The organism is Sanguibacter biliveldensis (genome assembly GCF_033798665.1).
Classification (GTDB): domain Bacteria; phylum Actinomycetota; class Actinomycetes; order Actinomycetales; family Cellulomonadaceae; genus Sanguibacter; species Sanguibacter inulinus.
Map to the genome: position 1 here is coordinate 2,040,155 of NZ_CP138359.1, position 22,540 is coordinate 2,062,694.

Below are 22,540 nucleotides of genomic sequence, written 5' to 3' on the forward strand. Positions count from 1 at the left end.
CGAAGGGCGCTCTTCCCCGGGACGAAAGTCCGCCTCAGGTGGTTCTAGGCGGACTCTCGTGCCTCAGGTCAGCTCTTCACGTAGTCGGCTAGGTGCTCCCCGGTGAGTGTCGACCGCTGGGCGACGAGGTCCGCAGGGGTCCCCTCGAAGACGACTCTGCCCCCGGCGTGCCCGGCGCCCGGCCCGAGGTCGATGATCCAGTCGGCGTGCGCCATGACGGCCTGGTGGTGCTCGACCACGATGACCGACCTCCCGGAGTCGACGAGCCTGTCCAGGAGCCCGAGGAGCTGTTCGACGTCGGCGAGGTGCAGGCCCGTCGTCGGCTCGTCGAGCACGTAGACGTCGCCCTTCTCGGCCATGTGCGTGGCGAGCTTGAGACGCTGGCGCTCACCACCCGAGAGCGTGGTCAGCGGCTGCCCGAGACGCAGGTATCCGAGCCCGACGTCGACCAGACGGACCAGGATCGCGTGCGCGGCAGGTGTGCGGGCCTCCCCCGCGCCGAAGAACTGCTCGGCCTCGGCGACGGACATCGCGAGCACCTCAGAGATGTCGCGTCCGCCGAGGTGGTACTCGAGGACCGAGGCCTGGAAACGCTTGCCCTCGCAGACCTCGCAGGGGGACGCGACGCTCGCCATGACGCCGAGGTCGGTGTAGATGACACCGGCGCCGTTGCACACCGGGCACGCGCCCTCGGAGTTGGCGCTGAACAGCGCAGGCTTGACGCCGTTCGTCTTGGCGAAGGCCTTGCGGATCGGCTCGAGGAGCCCTGTGTAGGTGGCCGGGTTGCTCCGGCGGGACCCGCGGATCGCGGTCTGGTCGATCGAGACCACGCCGGCGCCGGCGGGGATCGAGCCGTGCACGAGAGAGCTCTTGCCCGACCCGGCGACGCCGGTGAGGACGACGAGGACACCGAGCGGGATGTCGACGTCGACGTCGCGGAGGTTGTTCGCGCTCGCGCCGCGGATCTCGATCGCGCCGCGGTGCGGGCGGACCGTCTCCTTGACGCGCGACCTGTCGTCGAGGTGCCGTCCGGTGAGGGTGTCGCTCTCGCGCAGACCGTCGACGGTGCCCTCGTAGCAGATCTGGCCGCCGGCGGTCCCTGCGCCAGGGCCGAGGTCGACCACGTGGTCCGCGATGGTGATCATCTCGGGCTTGTGCTCGACCACCAGGACGGTGTTGCCCTTGTCCCTGAGCTGGAGCAGGAGGCGGTTCATCCGCTGGATGTCGTGCGGGTGCAGCCCGATCGTCGGCTCGTCGAAGACGTAGGTGACGTCGGTGAGCGATGACCCGAGGTGGCGGATCATCTTGGTGCGCTGCGCCTCTCCCCCGGACAGCGTCCCGGCGGGCCGGTCGAGCGACAGGTACCCGAGCCCGATCTCGACGAAGGAGTCGAGGGTGTCGCGCAGCGCGTCGAGCAGCGGTGTCATCGACGGCTCGTGGAGCTCCCGGACCCAGGTCGCGAGGTCGCTGATCTGCATCGAGCACGCCTCGGCGATGTTCAGCCCGGCGACCTTGGACGACCGCGCCCCCTCGTTGAGGCGGGTCCCCTCGCAGTCCGGGCAGGTGGTGAAGGTGACCGCCCGGTCGACGAAGGCGCGGATGTGCGGCTGCATCGCCTCGCGGTCCTTGGACAAGAACGACTTCTGCACCTTGGGGATCAGGCCCTCGTAGGTCATGTTGATGTCGCCGACCTTGACCTTGACAGGCTCCTTGTAGAGGAAGTCCGCCCGCTCCTTCTTCGTGTAGTCGCGGATCGCCTTGTCGGGGTCGAGGAAGCCTGAGCCCGTGAAGATCTTGACCCCCCAGCCGTCGGCCGTGTAGCCGGGGATGGTCAGCGCCCCCTCGTTGAGCGACTTCGAGTCGTCGAAGAGCTGGGTGAGGTCGATGTCGTTGACTGTCCCCATGCCCTCGCACCGTGGGCACATGCCTCCGGTGATGCTGAAGCTGCGCCGCTCCTTGACGGTCGACCCGCCACGCTCGATGGTCACCGCGCCGGCGCCGCTGATCGAGGCGACGTTGAAGGAGAAGGCCTGGGGCGAGCCGACGTGCGGCTGGCCCAGCCGGCTGAAGACGATGCGGAGCATCGCGTTGACGTCCGTCGCGGTCCCGACCGTCGAGCGCGAGTTCGCGCCCATGCGCTCCTGGTCGACGATGATCGCCGTGGTCAGCCCTTCGAGCAGGTCGACGTCGGGCCGGGCCTGGCTCGGCATGAACCCCTGGAGGAACGCGCTGTACGTCTCGTTGATCATCCGCTGCGACTCGGCGGCGATCGTGGCGAAGACGAGTGAGCTCTTCCCCGACCCGGACACCCCTGTGAAGACCGACAACCGGCGCTTGGGCAGGTCGAGGCTCACGTCCTGCAGGTTGTTCTCGCGGGCACCCCGGACCCTGATGAGGTCGTGGGTGTCAGCCGCGTGCGGCTGCGCGCCGGTGTCGATCCCTGTCGTCGTGCTCGTGGCCATCGTGTCCCTGTCTGTGGAGTGGATCGGCGGTGCCTCGGGCGGCCGCGGCGGCTGTGGCGCTCCGCTGGCGTACCCGACGGACGCTCGCTGGGTGGTCTCTCGGTGCTCGCCAGGTTCGAGCGTGCTGACCAGGTCCGAGCGCTGCGCCGGACCCTGACTGAGAAGTATGTCTGATTGTGCCCCCAGGCGGAACACCCGTCGTGAGGGCAGTGCATCGGGCCAGGTCAGTCTCGTCAGGTGTGCTCCGACAGTGCCGGTGAGGTGCCGGTGAGGCGCCGGTGAGGCGCCGACCCTCAGCCGAGCTGGTTGATGCGGATGAGGTTGCCTGCGGGGTCACGGAAGGCGCAGTCGCGGACCCCGTAGGGCTGGTCGGTCGGCTCCTGGACCACCTCGGCACCGCTGGCCTGGACCTGGGCGAAGGCCGCGTCCATGTCGGAGGAGGCGAGCACGAGGTGCCCGAAGGTCCCCTTCGCCATCATCTCGGTGATCGTGCGGCGCTCGTCGTCGGTGATGCCCGGGTCCGCGGCTGGAGGAGTCAGGACGACCGAGGTCTCCGGCTGCCCGGGAGGGCCGACTGTGAGCCACCGCATGCCGCCGTAGCCGACGTCGTTGCGCAGCTCGAATCCGAGGGTGTCGCGGTAGAAGGCCAGGGCCGCGTCGCCGTCGTCGTGGTTGAGGAAGGTCCAGTGAATGATGAGGTCCATGCGGCTCACGCTAGGTCTGCCGCGACGGTCGGTGCTTCTCGATTCCTGACGGGTCGGGTGATCTGCTTGGCGATGCACGGTGGGAGCTCGCCGGTGACCAGGCCCGCTGCTGACGCTGCCTGCTTCCTGTAGGCGCTCGGGGGCATGCCCACGAGCTCGGTGAACCGGGTGCTGAAGGTCCCCAGGGACGAGCTGCCGACGGCGAAGCAGACGTCGGTCACGCTCATCTCCCCGCGCCGCAGCAGGGCCATCGCCCGCTCGATCCGCCGGGTCATGAGGTAGGAGTAGGGCGACTCCCCGTAGGCCGCACGGAACTGGCGGCTGAGATGACCTGCCGACATGCTCGCGCCACGTGCCAGCGCCTCGACGTCGAGGGGCTGGGCGTAGTCGCGGTCGATCCTGTCGCGCACCCGCCGCAGCCGCGCCAGGTCGCGCAGCTGGTCTTCGCCCGATGCCCTGGCTGTCACGGCACCGATCGTGCCACGTCCGAGGTGGTGGCGGGAAGGACCGGTCCGTCAGGCTCCGCGGCAGATCGCGTCGATCGCCGAGACGGTGACCTGCGGGTCGTGAGGCTCGGTGTCGAGAGCCTGGTGGATGGTCAGCCCTTCGATCAGGGCGTCGAGCTGGCGTGAGACGTCCGGGGTGAAGTGCCGCTCGAGCGCCGTGCGGCTGCGGCGCATCCACTCGCGCGTGATGGTCCGGTACCTGGCGTCCCGGGCGGCCAGCGTGTACAGCTCGTGGGTCAGCACCAGCTCGCGCGGCGACTGCGCCAGGTCGTCGAGGACGAGGGTCGCGACGGCCTGCTTCGCCTCGTCGACGGTGGTCGCGGCCACGAGCCGAGCCTCGAAGCGGGTCGCGACAGACAGCGAGAAGCGCGTGAACGCCTCGTGCAGCAGCTCGTCCATGTCGGTGAAGTGGTAGGTCATCGACCCGAGCGGGACGTCGGCGCGGGCGGCGATGCGCCTCGCCGAGATGCCGGCGACCCCGAGCTCGGCGACGGCCTCGATGGTCACGTCGACGATCCGGTCTCGTCGTGTGGGGTCGAATCGCCTGGCCATCGGGCCATCCTCTCAGACCTGCCCTGGGTGCCACGACCTCAGCGGTACGCTCGTACACATGCACAGCACCCCCGTCGGCACCCGGCCGCCGTTCAGCCCCGAGCTCCGCCGTCGACGGACGGCCGTCTTCGTGTTCATGCTCGTCGTCGGCGTCTCGATGGCCTCCTGGGTCGTCCGCACCCCGGCCGTGCGCGACCTGCTCGACGCCTCGACGGGGCAGATGGGCCTCGTGCTCTTCGGGCTCTCGGTCGGGTCGATGACGGGTGTGCTGTCCTCTGCCTCCGTCGTCAGGGCGCACGGTGCCCGGCGGACCATCGCGATCGGGGGCACCAGCCTCGTCGTGGGGCTCGCGCTCGTGGGCATAGCGTCGGGACTGGGGCTCACAGCGGGCGTCTTCGTCGGCCTCGCCCTCGTCGGCGGTGGCGTGGGGATGTCCGAGATCGCGGTCAACATCGAGGGTGCCGACATCGAGAACGCCTCGGGTCGGTCTGTCCTGCCGATGCTGCACGGGTGCTACAGCCTCGGCACGGTGGTCGGGGCCACCGTCGGCATCGGTCTGACCGCTGTCGACTTCCCTGTCGTCTGGCACCTCACCGCGATCGCTGCGGCAGGTGCCGCGGCCGCCCTGTGGGCCGTGCCGACCGTCCCCGCCACGACAGGGCTCGCCCGCAAGGGCACAGAGGCCTCCTCCACCTGGCGCGAGCAGCTCTCCGTCTGGAAGCAGAGCCGCATCCTCATGCTCGGGCTCATCGTCCTCGCCCTCGCCCTCGCCGAGGGGTCAGCGAGCGACTGGCTGCCGCTCCTCATGGTCGACGGCCACGGCATGTCGGAGACCCTCGGGTCCGTCATCTTCACGGGCTTCGCGGCCGCCATGACCATCGGCAGGTTCTCGGGCGAGCCGCTGCTCGCCCGCTTCGGCAACGTCGCGGTCCTGCGCGTCAGCGCGCTCGTCTCGGCCGCCGGCATCGCGCTCGTCGTGTTCGCCGACAACGTGGTCGTCGCAGGCTGCGCCGTGATCCTCTGGGGCCTCGGTGCCGCGCTCGGGTTCCCCGTGACGCTCTCGGCCGCTGGGGACAGCGACGACCCGACCTCCTCGGTCGCCGCCGTCGCGACGGCCGGATACGTCGCCTTCCTCGTCGGGCCGCCCCTGCTCGGCTTCCTCGGAGAGCACTACGGGCTCCGCGGGGCGATGGTCGTCGTGCTCGTCGTCGTGGCCCTCGCCTCGCTGCTCACGTCCGCAGCGCGACCACGGGCCCGGTCGGCGTCGGGCGACGTGCCTGTGCCGCCCAGAGCGGCCGTCGCCTCTGCCGAGAGTGGAGACCAGCCCGGCTGAGAGCATGGCGGCCAGTTGCGGCAGGGATCCCTGCCGAGATCTGAGTCCTGGCTGGCCGTCACGCCTCGCGGAGCTGGCGACATGGCGTGCGACTCGACAGTGCTGTGCGGTTCGCCGGTGATGTGTACGGTAGTACCCATGACTCGTGACGACGCGACCCCGGACAGCGCACTCCCTGAGATCGGCATCATGCTCCCCCGGGACCTCCCGGCCCACCAGATCCTCGACTTCGCCCGCGCCGCAGACGACGCAGGCTTCGACGAGCTCTGGGTCGTCGAAGATCTCGGGTTCCGCGGCGGGATCGCGCAGGCCTCGGCCGCGCTCGCGGTCACCTCACGCATCCGGGTCGGGGTCGGGATCCTGCCGGCCTCCGCGCGCAACGTCGCCTTCACAGCGATGGAGGCAGCGACGCTCGTCGACCTCTTCGGCGACCGCCTGCACCTCGGGATCGGGCACGGCATGCCTGCGTGGATGCAGAGCGTGGGCGCCTGGCCCGAGAGCATCCTCACCTCTTTCGAGGAGCACGTCACCGCGCTGCGCGCCCTGCTCTGCGGAGACGAGGTGAGTGTCGACGGACGCTACGTGCACCTGGACGCAGTGCAGCTCGAGGGTGGGCCGCGGACGGCGCCGCCGATCCTCGCCGGGGTCCGTGGTCCGCGTTCCCTCGCGCTCGCCGGACGGGTGGCCGACGGGACCGTGCTCGCCGAGCCGTCGGCACCTGAGTACATCGCCCAGGCCCGCCAGCAGATCGGCACGGCTGAGCACCGCGTCGTCGCGTACAACGCAGCCGCTGTCGACGTCGACGCCCACGCTGCCCGTCAGGCGGTCCGTCCAGGGCTCGAGTGGATCGGCGAGCCCGGCTGGGAAGCCCACCTGCGGCCGTTGCCCTTCGCCGACGAGATCGTCGCGCTGCGGGCTCGCTCCGCCTCCCGGGCAGACTTCGTCGCCGCACTCCCCGACGCGTGGGTCGACGCACTGACCGTCAGCGGGACCAGGGACGACGCCAGGGCGTCACTCGCCCGGATGCGTGCGGCGGGGGCTGACTGCGTGGTCCTGCAGCCCGTCGGGGACGACCCTGTCCAGGCACTTGCCTCACTCGCTAGCATCCTCTAGGCGTCGACCCGCCCGCGGTCGCGCCGCACCGATCACCGGACCGTACGAAGGACTGCACCGTGGCACTCCACATCCCTGGCCTCCCGCCGCTCTCCTGGGCACCCCTCGAGGGTGACGCCCACCTCGACGACGACGGCACCCTCGTCCTGACCGCCGCAGCGGGTGTCGACTGGAGCAACGACCCGACCGGAGGACCGCAGCAGCACCAGGCGGCCGCGCTCGGCTTCCAGCCGACAGGCGACCTCACGCTCTCGGCGAGGGTCCGGGTCGACGCGCCCCGGTCGACCTTCGACGCCGGTGCGCTGTGCCTGTGGATCGACGCCGACCACTGGGCGAAGCTCTGCTTCGAGCGATCGCCGCAGGGCGACGTGATGGTCGTCAGCGTCGTGACCGACGGGTACTCCGACGACTGCAACTCCGTGCTGGTCACCGGTGGTGAGGTCTACCTGCGGCTCAGCCGTGTCGGCGAGGCCTGGGCCTTCCACTCCTCGGTCGACGGGACGAGGTGGGACTTCGTCCGCGTGTTCCGCATCGGCTCGCCTCAGGTCCCGACTGTCGGGTTCTTGTCGCAGGCCCCGATGGGTGAGCGGTGCGTCGCGCGCTTCGACGAGATCGTCTACAGCGAAGACAGGCTCGCCGACCTGCGCGACGGCAGCTGACGAGGGCGGCGCAGGTCTTCGAGGGAGGCGGTCGACCGGCCGAGCGGTCTCCGCGCTGCGTCGGAGGCGCGCGGTCGGAGCGGTGGTCGGGCGACCCGAGGAATCGGCCGTGTGCCGCAGAGCTCAATCTCGTGCCGCAGAGGTCAGCCCTGTGCCGGGTGGCTCAGCCGTTCTCGGCAGGCGACCAGGCGGCGTCCGCGTCCCGCAGATACCGCCCGAGCGTGCCCAGCGCGCCCGGGACGAGCGCGTAGTACGACCACACGCTGCGCTTCTCGCGGGTCAGCAGCCCGGCCTCGACGAGGATCTTCAGGTGGTGGGACACCGTCGGCTGGCTGAGCCCGAGCGGCTCGGTGAGGTCGACGACAGTCGCCTCTCCCCCGTCGTGAGCGGCGACGAGCGAGAGCAGCCGGAGCCTGCTCGGGTCGGAGAGGGCCTTGAAAGACCGTGCGAGAGCGGACTCGCCGCTGCTTTCGGTCATGGGTCAGCGTCTCCTGGGTGGTGCGGGGTGGGCGCTCCATCGTACGCAGTGCCTGACCAGCGTCCGGACCTGACCAGCGTCCGGACCTGCCTCTACCTCGTCCGGCGGGCAACCAGGCATTCTGCGTGCGTGAGAGGTGTGGACAGAGCCGTCGGTCCACAGGGGGCCAGCCAGCCGTGGCTGACCGAGGTGTCACCGGGGCATGGTCGACCGCATGACACACGACGACGCACGTCCCATCCACGACACCGGCTACGACGCACGGCTCCCTGCGACCCAGAGCACCGACCTGCTGACCCGGCCGAGGCCAGAGGTTCCCTGCCAGCCGGGGACGACGCTGATCACCGGGAGAGAGGTCCTCGACCACCTGGTCGGTCTCGTCGGACCGCGACTGTCCTCGTCACCGGTGCTGTGGTTCACCTTCCTCGACGGGGCGCGGCAGGTCGTCCCTCTCGCGATCCCCTTCGACGGCCTCCCCGGGCTGCCCTCGTCGGGACCCGTCGCCGAGATCGTCGACGTCGTCTCGACGGTCCTCGCCCAGCACCCCGACGGTCTGATAGTCCTGGTCGCGATCAGCCGACCCTCGGGTGGTGGGCTCGGAGCCTTCGAGAAGCGGTGGGCGAGGGCCCTGTGGAAGGTCGCAGACGACGCCGGCTGGACGGTCGACCTCATGGCCGCGGTCGGGAGCGACCGCGCCATGCCGCTCGACCGGGCGACCTGCGACCGATGACGAGCGATCGGTCGACACCATGACTGAGCTGCCACTCTGACCGAACGGATGCTGTGACCGAGCGGGTGCTGCGCCTGAGCCGGCACCGTGACCGAGCCGACGCTGTTACTGGACCTACCCTGCGCCTGAGCCGGCACCGTGACCGAGCCCACGCTGTGACCGGTGCGACTCGCTCCCAGCGTGCGGGAGCGACCGCAGGCACGGTACAGTGGTTCGGTTCTGAGACCTGTGTGCCAGGCGGGCGCGAGGCGCGCGACGCCGCACCAGGAGCCCAGACCCGCACGCTGACCCCGGCGTCGTCCTGGTCTCTCCCCCACCGACTCGCAGCCCCGGCGCTGCACAGTCTGCTGGTTCACGAGACCTTCACGCGCGTCAGGAACATCTCGACCACACGACCCGTTCTACTCAGCAGGACACCCGCCCGGACGCACGCTGACCCGTCAGCTGCACGACCGGGACCGCAGACATCTGGAGGACACATGGCAGACCGCTCGCTGCGCGGCATGAGCATCGGCGCCAAGAGCATGGAATCTGACGAGGGCGTCGACTTCGCCCCGCGCTTCCAGGCCCACTACGACTGCCCGAACGGGCACACCATCATCCTCCCGTTCTCGACCGAGGCTGAGGTCCCGGTCGTCTGGGAGTGCAGGTGCGGCGAGGAGGCTCTGCTCCGCGACGCCGACAGGCCCGAGGCGAAGTCCGGCAAGCCGCCGCGCACCCACTGGGACATGCTGCTCGAGCGTCGCTCGATGAAGGAGCTCGAAGACCTCCTCGACGAGCGTCTTGCCCTGCTCCGCGCCGGCAAGCTCCGCCGCAGCGCCTGAGCACCAGGCACCAGCCGAGGTCGCCAGGGCTGATCGACAGCAGTCGTCGAGAGCGCTGACCGACAGCACCGTACGACGAAGGCCGCACCGTCACGACACGTGACAGTGCGGCCTTCGTCGTCCCCGGACCCTGCCGCAGCCGGGCATGATAGTCACATGACCACGCTCGAGCGCCTCACCTCAGACCTGACCACCGCCATGAAGGCCCGTGACACGTTCACGACGGGCACCCTCCGTCAGATCATCGGAGCCGTCCGGACCGCTGAGAAGTCGGGATCTGTGGCACGGGAGTTCTCCGACGAGGAGGTGCAGGCCGTCCTCACCTCGGAGGTCAAGAAGCGCCGCGAGAGCGCGCAGATCTTCGCCGACGCCAAGGCTGACGACCGCGCCGCCAACGAGACTGCCGAGGCAGACCTCATCGAGGGCTACCTGCCCGCGTCGCTCTCCCCCGAGCAGGTCGACGCCCTCGTGGCCGACGCCATCACGTCGACCGGGGCGAGCGGCCCCAAGGACATGGGCACGGTCATGAAGGCCGTGCAGGCAGCCGCCGCCGGGCTCGGCCGTGTCGACGGCAAGGCCCTGTCGCAGAAGGTGCGCGCAGCCCTCACGAGCTGACGCCGCACGTCGCGGCGGCGTCCCGCGCTGACGCCGCCGGGAGACGCGGCGTAGGCGGTCGTCTCACCTGCCACCACGCCTCACCTGCTGCGACGGCGTCCGGTGACGAGCCTACGAAGCTGCTGCGCGCGGTGCGCGACGCCCCACACGGTGACCTTCAGCAGTGCTTCCTGGACGATCCCACGGCTCATCTTCGACTCCCCCGCCGTCCGCTCGACGAAGGTGATGGGCACCTCGACGACGCGGCCGCCCGCCTGGGCGACCCGCCACGCCATGTCGACCTGGAAGCAGTACCCCTGCGACGCGACGGAGCCGAGGTCGAGGCCTCGCAGGGTCTCGGCCCTGTACGCGCGGAAGCCGCCGGTGGCATCACCCAGGCGGAGCCCGAGCGCGAGCCTCACGTAGGTGTTGCCACCACGCGAGAGCACCTCGCGGTGCCGCGGCCAGTTGACGACCGACCCGCCCGGCACCCAGCGCGACCCGAGCACCAGGGCAGGGTGCGGCTGGGCGGACGACGCCGCGAGCAGGCGTGGGAGGTCTCCGGGTCGGTGCGACCCGTCGGCGTCCATCTCGCAGACGACGTCGTACCCGCGCTCGAGGCCCCAGCGGAACCCGGCGATGTACGCGGTCCCGAGCCCTTGCTTGCCCTGCCTGTGCAGGACGTGGACGGCACCGAGGGACCCCTCGGACGCGAGATCGGCCGCCGCGAGGTCGGCCGCGCGCTGCGCAGCGAGGGCCTCGGCGATGTCCCCGGTCCCGTCAGGGCTCGCGTCGTCGACGACGAGCACGTCGACCCCGGGTGCGTGCTCGCGGATCCCTGCGAGGAGCGTGGGAAGCGTGAGTGCTTCGTCGTACGTGGGGACGACCACGAGGACGCGGTCTACCTGCGGATCCATCCTGCTCCCTGCTCGCCGTGCCGGCTCTCGGTCGTGCTCGGTGACGCTCCCGAGGCCGTGCGCGCTGTGCGCACCCCCAGGACTGTAGCCGGGGCTACGCCCTCGCGCGCCCGCCGGCCGCGAGTCGTCCCTGTCACTACTTCTTCGGAGCCGAGCGCCCCGCGGACGGGCGAGACCGCGGAGCTCCTCGGCCGGTGACCTCGGCGGCCCGCTCGCGGCGGCGCTGGGCTCCGGCACCGGCCGCGGCGACGAGGAGTGCCAGCGTCGCGGCGAGCACGACCCACGGGACTGCAGGGCCGATGGCGACGGCGGGCGTCGTCGAGGTCCGCAGAGCGACGTCCTCGATCATCTGCTCGTGGGTGAACAGACCCGTGCGGGAGACGACCGTCCCGTTCGGGGCGATGACGGCGCTCACGCCGACCGTCGAGATCTGGACCGTCGCGCGGCCCGTCTCCATCGCCCGGATCTGCGACATGGCGAGCTGCTGGGTGGACTCTGCCGTCGGGCCGAAGCTCGCGTTGTTGGTCTGCACGACGAGCATCTCGGCGCCGGCTGCCACGGAGTCGCGCACGAGGCCGTCGTAGGCGATCTCGAAGCAGATGACGTCACCGATCGAGACCGTACGGCCCAACCGCTCGGAGTCGAGGTCCACCACGCCGACCTCGGTCCCGGCGATCATGTCCCTGGTCACGAGGTCGACAGCCGACGAGAACGGCCGGACCAGCTCACGGATCGGGATGTACTCGGCGAAGGGTGCCGGGTGCTGCTTCGCGTACCTGTCGACGACGCCGACCCCAGGCTCCCAGAGCAGCCCGACGTTGTACCGGCCACCGCTCTCGGGGAACTCCTGCGCCCCGACGAGGATGGGTGCTCCGACAGCCGCGGCGGCGTCGTCGATGTCGCGCGCGGCCTCGGCGTCGACCTGGGGGTCGTAGTCGCTGCCGTTCTCGGGCCAGAGCACGATGTCCAGGTCGCCCTGGTCGACCGAGTCGAGCAGCGAGTACGTCCCGTCGACGTGGTTGGTGAGCACCTCGCGGCGGTTCTCGAAGGCGTCTAGGCCGGGCTTGGACACGTTGCCCTGGACGGCGCCGACGGCGAGCGTGCCGGACTCTGCCTGCGTGCCGAGCGGCACCGCGAGGCCGACCGCGAGGATCGCGACAGCGGCGATCAGCGACGCCCCGACAGTGATGAGCTGGACGCGGAGCATGGCGAGCACGGCGACGGCGAGCAGCGCACCGGCCGCCGCGACGGCGAAGGAGACGAGCGGCGCCCCGGCCACCCAGGCCAGCCTGCCGAGGGCCGACTCGGCCTGGGAGAAGGCGAGCCGACCCCACGGGAACCCTCCGAAGGGCACCGCCGACCGGGCGACCTCGCCCGCGACGAACAGGGTAGAGAACGAGAGCACCTGCAGCAGGACGCTCCGCCCGATGCGCGGGACGCGCCGCACCCACGTCCACACGAGCATGACCGCCCCGACGAAGAACGCCTCGAGGACGCTCAGCGCGATCCAGGGGACGTCACCAACCGCGTACTGCGCCCACTGGATGTGCCTGAGGAAGAAGGTGACCCCCCACACCACCCCGAGCAGGGCGTTCCACCACGGCGCGTCGCGGTTCCCGGCGAGGAACAGCATCGCGACACCGACGGGCGCGAGCACCCAGATGCCGGTGTCGGGGAAGGCGAGATCCGCGACGAGGCCACCGGCGGCGGCGAGGAGGAGGGCGAGCAGGCGGGGTACAGGTCGGGCGGGCACCCGTGCAGGGTACGTCACCGAGGTGGGGACAGGCTGGTGGCCGCCTGTGGTGGGCGGGCGGTCCGCGCGTCCTTCGGGCCGACGTCCGAGGACGTCGTTTTCTACTGGACGCGCGGACCCACCCAGACCTGCGACGACATCGCCGGTCTGGTGCCCGCAGAGAGAGGTTCTGACCCCTGGACGCCGGAGCGCCGCGCTCGCGCACCAGACGAACCTACTCGTCCCTCTCGGAGTCGTGTCAAGGGTGGATTCACGAGCCCTTCACGCCCCAGGCCCAGACGGATACCCAGCCTCAGCCTCACACTCCCACCGAGGCCCAGCCTCAGCCTCACCCTCCGACCGAAGGCCCAGGCCCAGACCGAGGCCCAGCCTCACCCTCCGACCGCAGCCCCAGCCCCAGCCCCAGCCTCAGCCTCAGCCGAGGGTGTCGTAGATGGCCCGCCCGGCACGCAGCGTCATGACGCAGGTCGGGGTGGCTGCGGGATCGGTGAGGTCCGGCAGCAGCGGGGTGCCCGACCGTGCGTCCGTGCTCCAGGACGACAGCCCGGCGGCCTCGGACTGCACGGTGACCTGCTCGGCCCGCCAGACCGCCAGGTGCGCGGGCGCGCCGACCCGGATCTCACCGGCTCCGGTGTGGTCGAGCCCTGCCAGGCGCCAGCCGCCGCGCGTCGACGAACGGAACGCCGCCCGCGCGGAGATGCGCTGGTCGGCGGTGTGGTGGAACACGGCTGCACGGACTGCCGCCCAGGGATGCAGCGGCGTGACGGGCGCGTCAGAGCCGAAGGCCGTCGGGATCCCCGCCGACGCGATCGCGGCGAGGCGGTTCATGCCCGCCGCCCGCTCGCTGCCCAGGCGGGCCTCGTAGAGGCCCCCAGGGCCTCCCCAGGCGGCGTCGAAGCCCGGTTGCATGCTCAGACCCACACCCAGGGGAACGAGGGCCTGCAGGGCCGCGTCGTCGAGGAGCAGCGCGTGCTCGAGCCTGTGCCCGATCTTGCGCATGGCGCTGCGCGCCGTCTCGGCAGCCGCCGCGAGCCCGGCGAGCGCCGTGTCCATCGCGAGGTCGCCGATGACGTGGAAGCCGGCCTGGAGACCCGCCTCGGTCACGGCGAGCACGTGGTCGCGCACCTGGTCGGCGTCGAGGGAGAGCGCGCCGGCGTGCCCGGGCGCGTCGGCGTACGAGGCCCGGAGCGCCGCCGTGCGCGCACCGATCGACCCGTCGACGTTGAGGTCACCTGCGAGACCTCGCAGGCCGGGGATCTGGCTCGCGATCTCCCGAGCCTCGTCGGCCGTGCGGCACAGCTCGCCGCGATATCCGATGACGAGCGGCAGGCCTGAGTCGTCTGACGCCGTGAGCGCCAGGAGCGAGGCGAGGCCCTCGCGGGTGTCCAAGCCGGGTGCGCTGTTCTCGTGCACGCTGACCACGCCCTGGGCTGCGGCCGCGCGCAGGCCTGCCTCGACGAGTCTGTCCCGGGCCTGTGGTGACAGCGCTCGCGCGACGGCTCGCGCTGCGACGTGCGCCTCCCCGGTGACGAAGCCGTCCTCACGCCAGCCGGGCAGACCGCGCAGCCCGGCCTCGTCGGCGAGCCTGCCGGAGACGACAGCGCAGTGCACGTCGGCCCTCGACGCGTAGACAGCCGCGCCACCGGTCATGGTGTCGAGCTCGGCGGCTGTGGGCGGACGGGAGTCGTCCCAGAGGCTCTCGTCCCAGCCGTGGGCGAGCAGCGGACCGTCGGCCGCTGAGTGCGACCGGCTGCGCTCGGCGACCGCCTCGAGGGCCGCGGCGCGGGACGTCACGGCGCTGAGGTCGACCCCTGACCGGGCGAGCGCCTCTTCGACGACGTGCACGTGCGCGTCGACGAAGCCGGGTGCCACGAGCGCCCCGTCGAGCTCGATCACCCGGTCGGCCCGGGCGGCCAGACCGTCGGCGGTGTCGTTCGCGCCGATCCAGGTCACCACCCCGTCGTCGACGAGGATCGCCTCGGCGAAGGGGTCTGCCGGAGAGTGGATGATGCCGCCACGGAGCACGATGGAAGTCACGACGAACCACGATAGGCCACCCGTGGGCTCAGGTGGTCCACCGGGGGCGCAGACACCGCCTGCGCCCCCGGGCGACGCACCCGCCCACCGGTCACACGCTCGAGTACGCCACCACCCCGCGCCGGATCGCGTCGATGGCCTTGTTCGCGGTCACCCTCACGTGGTCCTGCGGGGACGCCTTGGTCAGCTGGCCGAGGACGTCGATGATCTGCTTGCACCATCTGACGAAGTCGCCTGCGGCCAGGTCGGTCCCCTTGAGCACCACGTCGAGGCTGCGTCCCGACGCCCACCTGTGCACGGCCTCGACCAGACCCATGTCGAGGGGCCCTGTCGCCTCGAGCCTGTGGGCGTCCTCGAGGTCGTCGAGGGCCGACCAGATGCGCACCGTCGAGTCGAGGGCCAGCGCCAGGCGACCGTCAGGCCCACCGGGGACGTGCGGCTCGTCCTCGCGGTCGTCGCGGCGCGCCGAGTACACGACTGTCGAGACCGCGGCGGCCAGCCCTGCAGGGTCGAGGTCGTCCCAGACGCCTCGGCGCAGGCACTCCGCGAGCAGCAGGTCGCTTTCGGCGTAGAGCCGCTTGAGGCTCTCCCCCGCCCGGGTGACCACGAGCGCGCCGTGCTCGTCGCGCTCCAGGTACTCGAGGGTGCGCAGCACGTCGCAGATGCGGTCGAAGACCTTGGCGATCGACCCGGTCCGGCCCTCGATGCGTCGCAGCAGGGCCTTGTGCTCCTTGTCGAGCGACTCCCAGCGCAACGCCCAGCGCGCGTGCGTCTCGCGGTCGGGGCACGCGTGGCAGGGGTGCGCACGGAGCGCCGCCTGGAGCCGGGCGAGCTCTGCGTCGTCACCGGCACCACGGCGTGTCGAGCGCCGACCGGGCACCTGCCCGTCGGCGGTGTCCGCGAAGGCCCCCAGACGGGTGTTCATCGACGAGACGAGGTCCCGCCGCGACCCGGGGTTGCGCGGGTTGAAGGTCTTCGGGATCCGCACCTCCCCCACCACGCGCAACCCCTGCGGCACGTCGGCGACCGTGAGCTTCTTGACCTGCCTGTCGGTGCTGAGGATCGTCGGGCGCGGACCGTCGAAGCCACCGTCCGCCCCGGGGTCGAGCACGAGGGCGTATCCGGCGCGCCGCCCCGACGGGATCTCGACGAGGTCGCCCCGCTGCAAGGCCTCCAGCGCCCGGACCACCTCGCTGCGCCGCTCGTTGGTCGCCCGCTTCGACAGCTCCGTCTCCCGTGCGGACAGCGCCTTGCGCAACCGCATGTACTCCCGGAAGTCTCCCTGCTCGCACAGCATCGCCTCGGCGTAGCCGTCGAGGGCCTCCGAGCTCGCGGCGGCCTGCTTCGCCAGCCCCACGACCCCGCGGTCTGCCTGGAACTGCGCGAAGGACGTCTCGAGGATCTCGCGGGCGCGCTCGCGGCCCACCTGGGACACGAGATTGACGGCCATGTTGTACGTCGGCGCGAAGCTCGACTTGAGCGGGTAGAGCCGCTTGGAGGCGAGCCCTGCCAGGACGACGGGGTCGAGACCGGGGTGGTCGACGACGATCGCGTGACCCTCCACGTCGATGCCCCGTCGCCCGGCGCGACCGGTGAGCTGGGTGTACTCCCCCGGCGTGAGGTCGACGTGCGAGGACCCGTCCCACTTGACGAGCTTCTCGAGGACCACAGAGCGCGCTGGCATGTTGATGCCCAGGGCGAGGGTCTCGGTCGCGAAGACGATCTTGACCAGACCGGCGCTGAAGAGCTCCTCGACGGTCTCCTTGAACAGCGGGAGCATGCCGGCATGGTGCGCGGCGATCCCACGGGTCAGGGCGTCGAGCCAGCCCCAGTACCCGAGGACAGCGAGGTCTTCGGAGGGGATGTTCGCGCAGCGGGCCTCGACGATCCCGCGGATGGTGAGCTCTTGCTCGGGGGTGGTCAGGCGCAGCCCCGACCCGACGCACTGCGCGACGGCGCCTTCGCACCCGGCGCGGGAGAAGATGAAGTAGATGGCCGGGAGCAGGCGGGCGCGGTCGAGCTCGTCGACGACCGTGAAGCGTGCCGGCCCGCGACGGCCCGTGGTCCCTGCGGAGCCTCGCGCGCTGTCCTTGGCCCGCCCGCCGGGTCCGCCCTGGCCGCGGGCGCTGCGGTACCCGCGGCCCCGGCCGCCGCCCCCGCGGAAGGAGTCGCCCTGGCGCATGAGGGCGAGCAGGTCGGGGTTGATCGGGGGGTTGGGACCGGGTGCCGTCGGGTCGACGGTGTGCGCGTAGAGGTCGAAGAGCCCACCAGGGGCTGCGCCGCGCCGGGCGGCGACGACGTGCTGGCTCAGCGGGACGGGCCTGTGCTCGCTCACCACGACTGTCGTGTCGCCGCGGACCATCTCGAGCCAGTCGCCGAACTCTTCGGCGTTCGAGACCGTCGCCGACAGCGACACGAGCTGGACGTCGGCGGCGAGGTGGATGATGACCTCTTCCCAGACCGACCCGCGGAACCTGTCGGCCAGGTAGTGCACCTCGTCCATGACGACGTACCCGAGGTTGTCGAGGGTCGGCGAGCCCGCGTAGAGCATGTTGCGCAGCACCTCGGTCGTCATGATGACGACGGGTGCCTCGCCGTTGATGGTGGTGTCACCGGTCAGCAGACCGACCTTGTCGGCTCCGTAGCGGGCGACGAGGTCGGCGTACTTCTGGTTGCTGAGCGCCTTGATGGGGGTCGTGTAGAACGCCTTGCGACCACCGGTGACGGCGAGGTGGATCGCGAACTCTCCGACGATCGTCTTGCCGGCGCCTGTGGGGGCTGCGACCAGCACACCGTGGCCGCGCTCGAGCGCTGCGCAGGCCTCGAGCTGGAAGTCGTCGAGCTCGAAGTCGAGGGTCTGACGGAAGGCGGTGACCTCGCGGGACTCGAGCTCGGCCCGCTGGCGGTACTGCTGGTAGCGCTCGGCGGGGCTCGGTCCACTCGAGGTGGACCGGGTGCTGGTCTGCGGGGTGGGTGCGGACCTGCGGCGTCGTGAAGGGGGTGCCATGCGTCCAGCCTAGGTCGCGGTCGACCGGGATGCGGCCTGGCCTCTGTCAGGCCAGCACGCGCAGCGCCCCAGGGTGCACCTGGGCGCGCAGCGGCACAGGCCCGACGACCTCGCCGTCGGCGAAGGCCACCGGGGGCACGCGGCCGTCGCCGCTGGCCTCGATGACGACGCTCCTCGTGCGGACCACGTGCACGGCCGGGTGGCTCAGGTGGGTGCCCCTGTACAGCCGGGGGAAGAGCCTCAGGATGCCGCGGCGCGAGAGCTCGGTCGCGTAGACGACGTCGAGGAGCCCGTCGTCGACAGCGGCGTCGGGGGCGATGCGCAGCCCGCCGCCGATCTGGGAGGAGCTGGCCACGGCGACGAGCGTCCCGCGGAAGGTCTGCGTCCCGGCGTCGGTCGTGAGCCTGTACCCGTAGGGCGAGAAGCCGGCGAGGCAGGCGAAGACCGCCCGCACGTAGCGGCCGTGACCCGAGGGCCAGCTGTAGGTGTTGGCGCGGGCGTTGACGTCGGCGTCGAGCCCGAGGGACAGGACCCCTGCGTACCAGCGGCCACCCCAGGCATCGTCGCCGTGGGCGGGGTCGTGGGGCCGACCACCCGGCACGACGGCTTCGACGTGCACGGCGTCGACGGCTCGCGCTGGCCGTTCGAGGGCGGCGACGACCTGGGCGACCGACGCGGCGACGTCGTGGACGGGGAGCCCGAGGACCTGCGCGAAGTCGTTGCCCGAGCCCGTGGCCACGACGGCGAGCGGGGTGGGGGTCTCGACCGTCGCGTTGACGCCGAGGTGCACCATGCCGTCTCCCCCGACGACGACGAGCGCGTCGAGCCCGTCGAGGGCCGCCGCGCGGGCACGGGCGACCGCGTCGGCGACCGAGGCACCCGAGACGTCGAGAACCTCGATGCCGGCTCGGGTGAGGAGCTGTGAGGCCAGCCGCCCGGCTTCGCGTCCGCGGCCGTGCCCCGCAGTCGGGTTGACGACGAGGCCCACGGTGCGTCGGCGTGGGGACCGGTCACCAGAGCCCGTCGAGGCACTGGCGACCGGCCCGCCTCGTGCGGGGGTCGCGGTCACAGGGGCACGGTCAGACGTCGTACGCGTCGATCTCGGCGTCACGCTCAGCCGTGCGCTTGTCGACCGCGCGGTCTCGCAGGACGCAGACCCCGAGGGCCGCGAAGTACAAGATCACGATGGGCAGCGCCACGAGGATCATGGTGAGCGCGTCGGGGGTCGGAGTCATGACGGCGGCGAAGGTGAAGGCGATGACGATGGCCCACCGCCATCCCCTCGCCCACGTCTCGGCTCGGACCAGACCCGCGAAGGTCAGGGCGACCATGACGACGGGCAGCACGAAGGCCAGGCCGAAGGCGAGCAGCAGCCGCATGACAAAGCTCAGGTACGTCTGCGCGTCCTGGAAGTTCGTCGCACCCTCGGGGAGGAAGTCGGTGAGGATCTTCACGGCGTGCGGCAGGATCATCCAGGCCATGAAGGCACCGGCGAGGAAGAGCGGGACCGCTGAGCCGAGGAAGCCGAAGGTGTAGCGCTTCTCCTTGCTGGTCAGTCCCGGGGTGATGAAGGACCACAGCTGGAACAGCCACCACGGGCTGGTGATGATCACGCCGATGAACAGCGAGATCTTGATCTTCATGTCGAGGGCCGTGGCCATGCCGCCGAAGTTGATGTTGATCGGCTGGTTGAGGCGTGCGGCAGCGTCGAGCAGAGGCTCTTGCAGCAGGTTGAACACAGGGTCGTACAAGAACCAGCCGCCGACAGCACCGACGACGATGCCGAGGGCGGCGAGAAAGAGTCGACGGCGGAGCTCGAGGAGATGGCCGCGCAGGGGCATCTTGCCCTTCGCAGCCAGCTTCTCGGCGCGCTCCTCAGACCGGCGGGAGCCTTGCGCCACGCTCACGCCTGCGGCGGGGTGGTGCTCCCGGACGGTGTCCGCGGCGGGTTGGCGGTGACGTCCACGGGGGTGACAGGCGGTGTGGCTGCGCCCTGCTCAGGGGTGACGACCTGGACTGTCGGTGCGGTCTTGTCGTCGTCCTCGGTCAGCTCCTTCATCTCCTTCTTGAAGATCTTCAGGGACTGGCCGACGCTCTTGGCGAGGTCCGGGAGCTTCTTCGCCCCGAAGAGCAGCACGAGGATGATGAGCAAGATGAGCAGGTGCGTGGGCTTGACAGCGTTCCCCAACATGGGTGCCTCCTGGTGTGGGCGTGGTCGTTCCATCGTAGATCCGGTGACGCACTGCGAAGGGTACCTGCCCGAAGTATCTGCCTGGTGCAGGCGCTTCTTCGTCGAAGCGCTTCACCCAGTCTGCACCACGCGAGGCCCGTGCTCAATGCCGCTGACACATCGTCAGAGGTCGATGGTGCGCCACGTCTCGTAGCGGTCCGCGTCTGCGGCGTAGCGTGCGCGGCGCCGGCTGCGTCGCTGCGCACGGCGGTCCGCGACGAGCTCGGCGAGGTCGTGGCGGGCGGCCGCGTCGGCGAAGACGTCGACGCCTCGCGGCTCTGGCCCGACGGGGACGCCCTCGAGGGCCTCGACCCGTTCGGCGAACCTCTCGAGGGTGGCCAGGGCCTCACCGCCGGTGCGTGCCGTGCGGCGCAGGCGCCGCCAGAGGGAGCGCGCGAGCAGCACGGCACCCGCGAGGGCGGCGACCACGAGGACGAACCAGATCCAGAACCACATGCGAGCCAGCCTAGGCCCCGACGGGGGGCCGCACGTCCTGAGCGGCCCCACCAGCCCTGCTGGCACTGTCGAGGCCGTCGGCACCGGCAGCACCCTCGGCGCGGGCTGCGCGCTGCGTACCGTCTGCGCTCTCGCCACCCTCTGCACTCTCGTCCCCGTGCAACCCCAGCGCCTCGTACTCCGCGAGAGCCAGGCGCGCGGCGACCGCGACGTCTTCGCGGACCTCGTCGGGCCCGACCGCGATGAGCCGCGGGGCGTTGCGCAGGAGGAAGAGGCGCAACCACGACGGGTTCGCGACGCGCAGAGTCACGGCGAAGCGGGTCTCGTCGATGTTCGTCACGGACTCGACGGGGACCTGCTCGGCGATCCACCGCGCCTGGGCCGAGAGCACGAGCTCGACGACGGTGTCTCCTGCGGGCCTGTAGGCGCGGGTCCCCTCGGACCGGCCGGCGGTGTGCGTGACAGGTTCGTCGACCACCTCGGCCGCGAGGATCCTGTCGGTGCGGAAGGTCCGCTCCCCCTGGGCGTCCAGGCACCACGCGTGCAGGTACGTCACGTCGTCCGAGGGGACCAGGCGGAAGGGCTCGACGACACGTCGGGTCGTCACGTCAGAGGCGTCGACGTAGTCGATCCGGAGCCTGCGGCCGGTGGTCGTGGCAGACCGGATCGCCGCGAGGACCTCCTGCGACGCGTCGACAGTCACGCGGACGTCGAGCGCAGACGCCGCGTCTCCCGTGGCGACGGTCAGCTTGGTCAGGGCCGACTCGACCACCCGCGCCTGCTCGTCGTCTCCCGAGGCCGACACGGCCTCGCGCAGCGCACGCAGCGCGGCGATGAGCGCGATGCCCTCCCGGGTGCCGAGCCGCAGCGGGCGGGTCATGCCGCGGGCCTCGGTGAGGTGCACGACGCCGCGGTCGTAGGAGTCGGCGTCGAAGTCGATGAGGTCGTCCGGCCAGTAGCCCGGCGTCCCTGACACCCACAGGGTGTCGACGTCGGCGAGGATCTGCTTCGCGGTGACACCGAAGTGCCGCGCGAGCTCGTCCACGGGGACGGGGCCCGAGGCCTCGAGGAAGGACACCAGTCCGACGAGGCGTACGAAGCGTTCTGTCGCCCGCTCAGCCACGGTGCGCTCCTTCGGTCGGTCCGGTGAGTCTGGTCGCGGCGAGCAGCCTGTCGATCACGGCGGCGCGCACGTCCGGGGGGTCGAGCACGACGACAGCGTCACCGTACCCGGCGACCTCGTCCGCGATCGTCCTCACCGACGTGAAGTCGACCACGACGACGTCCCGGCCTGGCACCGAACCACCGGTCTCGTCGCCGTGGACCCGCGCACGGGCACGCAGCGCACCGGCTCGCTCGGGCCGAAGCGCGAGGACAGCCGAGCGCAGCGGGGCCGGGCGGCGCAGCCCGATGAGCGCGTCGGCGTCGAGGTCGGCGGGGATGTCGAAGGCGCCGGCGGGTCCGGTGGCCCGCACCTGCCCCTCGACGCGGGTCAGCTTGAAGGCGCGTGCGGCGCGGCGGTCCTGGTCGTGCCCGAGGAGGTACCAGCCGCCGTCGCGGACGACCACACGCCACGGCTCGACGGTGCGGCGCAGCACCTGCCCAGTGCTCGCGGCCCTGTAGGTGAAGGTGACCGCGCGACGCTCGACGACGGCGTCGAGCAGCGTCTCGTAGGCGTCGGAGACAGAGCGGACCTGCGGCGCCAGACCTGCCACGGCGTCCGCGGCCTCGCCGAGCTCGGCCGACTCCCCCGCCGACCGCAGCTTGGTCAGCGCCCTCGTCGTGTCGACCGCGACAGCGCTGTCCTGCCAGAACTGGGCGGCGAGGGAGAGCACACCGAGCTCGGCCGGGGTGAGGTCGACCTCCTCGAGGGCGTACGCGTCCTTGTCGATCCTGTACCCCACGTCCTGCGCGTGCCCGCCCGAGTCGACCGTGACGATCGGGACGCCGAGGGCACGCAGGGAGTCCTTGTCACGCTCGAACATCCGCTCGAAGGCCTCGGTCGTCGCCGCCTCGTCGTAGCCCGCCACGGATGCGCGGACGTCGTCCTTGGTCATGCGCAACGGCGTGTTCATGAGCGCGATGACGAGGTTCAGGAGTCGGGCAGCAGGTGGGGTGGTCGCAGGCACGCCCCTACGCTAGCGCCCGCCACGCGCGCGCAACGCCCGACACGAGACGGCCGTGG

Annotated in this window: 21 protein-coding genes; 6 read left to right on the forward strand and 15 right to left on the reverse strand. The window is 71.3% G+C overall.

Annotation, left to right across the window (positions count from 1 at the left end; all coding sequences use genetic code 11):
- Positions 1-68 precede the first annotated feature (68 nt).
- The 4 genes from SANBI_RS08925 to SANBI_RS08940 form a co-directional block, all read right to left on the reverse strand.
- A complete protein-coding gene (locus SANBI_RS08925; protein WP_319160942.1) occupies positions 69-2,462 on the reverse strand; it encodes an excinuclease ABC subunit UvrA in 2,394 nt (797 codons plus the stop codon).
- A 293-nt stretch (positions 2,463-2,755) separates the two neighbouring features.
- Complete coding sequence (locus tag SANBI_RS08930) at positions 2,756-3,166, reverse strand: VOC family protein (protein ID WP_319160944.1); 411 nt, start codon at positions 3,164-3,166, stop codon at positions 2,756-2,758.
- 5 nt (positions 3,167-3,171) lie between these two features.
- Positions 3,172-3,633, reverse strand: coding sequence for a helix-turn-helix transcriptional regulator (locus tag SANBI_RS08935; RefSeq protein ID WP_319160946.1), 462 nt, complete (start codon positions 3,631-3,633; stop codon positions 3,172-3,174).
- A gap of 48 nt (positions 3,634-3,681) precedes the next feature.
- Complete coding sequence (locus tag SANBI_RS08940) at positions 3,682-4,224, reverse strand: TetR/AcrR family transcriptional regulator (RefSeq protein ID WP_319160949.1); 543 nt, start codon at positions 4,222-4,224, stop codon at positions 3,682-3,684.
- Positions 4,225-4,282: 58 nt separating this feature from the next.
- Here SANBI_RS08940 and SANBI_RS08945 point away from each other — a divergent pair, with 58 nt between their 5' ends.
- From SANBI_RS08945 to SANBI_RS08955, 3 genes are all read left to right on the forward strand, one after another.
- Complete coding sequence (locus SANBI_RS08945) at positions 4,283-5,557, forward strand: MFS transporter (RefSeq protein WP_319160950.1); 1,275 nt, start codon at positions 4,283-4,285, stop codon at positions 5,555-5,557.
- Positions 5,558-5,695: 138 nt separating this feature from the next.
- On the forward strand, positions 5,696-6,670 hold the full coding sequence (locus tag SANBI_RS08950; protein ID WP_319160952.1) for an LLM class flavin-dependent oxidoreductase: 975 nt from the start codon (positions 5,696-5,698) through the stop codon (positions 6,668-6,670).
- A gap of 59 nt (positions 6,671-6,729) precedes the next feature.
- Positions 6,730-7,329, forward strand: coding sequence for a DUF1349 domain-containing protein (locus SANBI_RS08955; protein ID WP_319160955.1), 600 nt, complete (start codon positions 6,730-6,732; stop codon positions 7,327-7,329).
- Between the two features lie 163 nt (positions 7,330-7,492).
- On the opposite strand, the gene SANBI_RS08960 is transcribed toward SANBI_RS08955, so the two are convergent.
- Positions 7,493-7,807 (reverse strand): ArsR/SmtB family transcription factor, encoded by a 315-nt coding sequence (locus SANBI_RS08960; RefSeq protein ID WP_056132791.1) that lies wholly within the window; start codon positions 7,805-7,807, stop codon positions 7,493-7,495.
- A 214-nt stretch (positions 7,808-8,021) separates the two neighbouring features.
- On the opposite strand from SANBI_RS08960, the gene SANBI_RS08965 reads away from it, so the two are divergent.
- The 3 genes from SANBI_RS08965 (at position 8,022) to SANBI_RS08975 (ending at position 9,976) form a co-directional block, all read left to right on the forward strand.
- A complete protein-coding gene (locus SANBI_RS08965; RefSeq protein ID WP_319160958.1) occupies positions 8,022-8,537 on the forward strand; it encodes a hypothetical protein in 516 nt (171 codons plus the stop codon).
- Between the two features lie 479 nt (positions 8,538-9,016).
- Positions 9,017-9,361 carry an RNA polymerase-binding protein RbpA gene (locus tag SANBI_RS08970; RefSeq protein ID WP_319160960.1) on the forward strand — a complete coding sequence of 115 codons (345 nt, stop codon included), beginning with the start codon at positions 9,017-9,019 and terminating at the stop codon, positions 9,359-9,361.
- 156 nt (positions 9,362-9,517) lie between these two features.
- A complete protein-coding gene (locus tag SANBI_RS08975; RefSeq protein ID WP_319160961.1) occupies positions 9,518-9,976 on the forward strand; it encodes a GatB/YqeY domain-containing protein in 459 nt (152 codons plus the stop codon).
- Positions 9,977-10,056: 80 nt separating this feature from the next.
- On the opposite strand, the gene SANBI_RS08980 is transcribed toward SANBI_RS08975, so the two are convergent.
- The 10 genes from SANBI_RS08980 to SANBI_RS09025 form a co-directional block, all read right to left on the reverse strand.
- Positions 10,057-10,872, reverse strand: a complete 816-nt coding sequence (locus SANBI_RS08980; protein ID WP_319160963.1) for a polyprenol monophosphomannose synthase — start codon at positions 10,870-10,872, stop codon at positions 10,057-10,059.
- 136 nt (positions 10,873-11,008) lie between these two features.
- On the reverse strand, positions 11,009-12,625 hold the full coding sequence (lnt, locus tag SANBI_RS08985) for an apolipoprotein N-acyltransferase (RefSeq protein WP_319160965.1): 1,617 nt from the start codon (positions 12,623-12,625) through the stop codon (positions 11,009-11,011).
- Positions 12,626-13,039: 414 nt separating this feature from the next.
- Complete coding sequence (locus SANBI_RS08990; RefSeq protein WP_319160966.1) at positions 13,040-14,662, reverse strand: amidohydrolase; 1,623 nt, start codon at positions 14,660-14,662, stop codon at positions 13,040-13,042.
- A gap of 91 nt (positions 14,663-14,753) precedes the next feature.
- Positions 14,754-17,669 (reverse strand): DEAD/DEAH box helicase, encoded by a 2,916-nt coding sequence (locus SANBI_RS08995; RefSeq protein WP_319160968.1) that lies wholly within the window; start codon positions 17,667-17,669, stop codon positions 14,754-14,756.
- 46 nt (positions 17,670-17,715) lie between these two features.
- On the reverse strand, positions 17,716-18,738 hold the full coding sequence (locus tag SANBI_RS09000) for a diacylglycerol/lipid kinase family protein (RefSeq protein ID WP_319160970.1): 1,023 nt from the start codon (positions 18,736-18,738) through the stop codon (positions 17,716-17,718).
- Positions 18,739-18,748: 10 nt separating this feature from the next.
- Positions 18,749-19,570, reverse strand: a complete 822-nt coding sequence (gene tatC / locus SANBI_RS09005; RefSeq protein ID WP_408669747.1) for a twin-arginine translocase subunit TatC — start codon at positions 19,568-19,570, stop codon at positions 18,749-18,751.
- Between the two features lie 2 nt (positions 19,571-19,572).
- Positions 19,573-19,860, reverse strand: coding sequence for a Sec-independent protein translocase subunit TatA (gene tatA, locus SANBI_RS09010; protein WP_319160972.1), 288 nt, complete (start codon positions 19,858-19,860; stop codon positions 19,573-19,575).
- Positions 19,861-20,022: 162 nt separating this feature from the next.
- Positions 20,023-20,355 (reverse strand): hypothetical protein, encoded by a 333-nt coding sequence (locus SANBI_RS09015; protein WP_319160974.1) that lies wholly within the window; start codon positions 20,353-20,355, stop codon positions 20,023-20,025.
- Between the two features lie 10 nt (positions 20,356-20,365).
- Positions 20,366-21,478 carry a helix-turn-helix transcriptional regulator gene (locus SANBI_RS09020; protein ID WP_319160976.1) on the reverse strand — a complete coding sequence of 371 codons (1,113 nt, stop codon included), beginning with the start codon at positions 21,476-21,478 and terminating at the stop codon, positions 20,366-20,368.
- A complete protein-coding gene (locus SANBI_RS09025; RefSeq protein ID WP_319160979.1) occupies positions 21,471-22,484 on the reverse strand; it encodes a helix-turn-helix transcriptional regulator in 1,014 nt (337 codons plus the stop codon). Before SANBI_RS09025 ends, SANBI_RS09020 begins: the two co-directional genes overlap by 8 nt.
- Between the last annotated feature and the right edge of the window lie 56 nt (positions 22,485-22,540).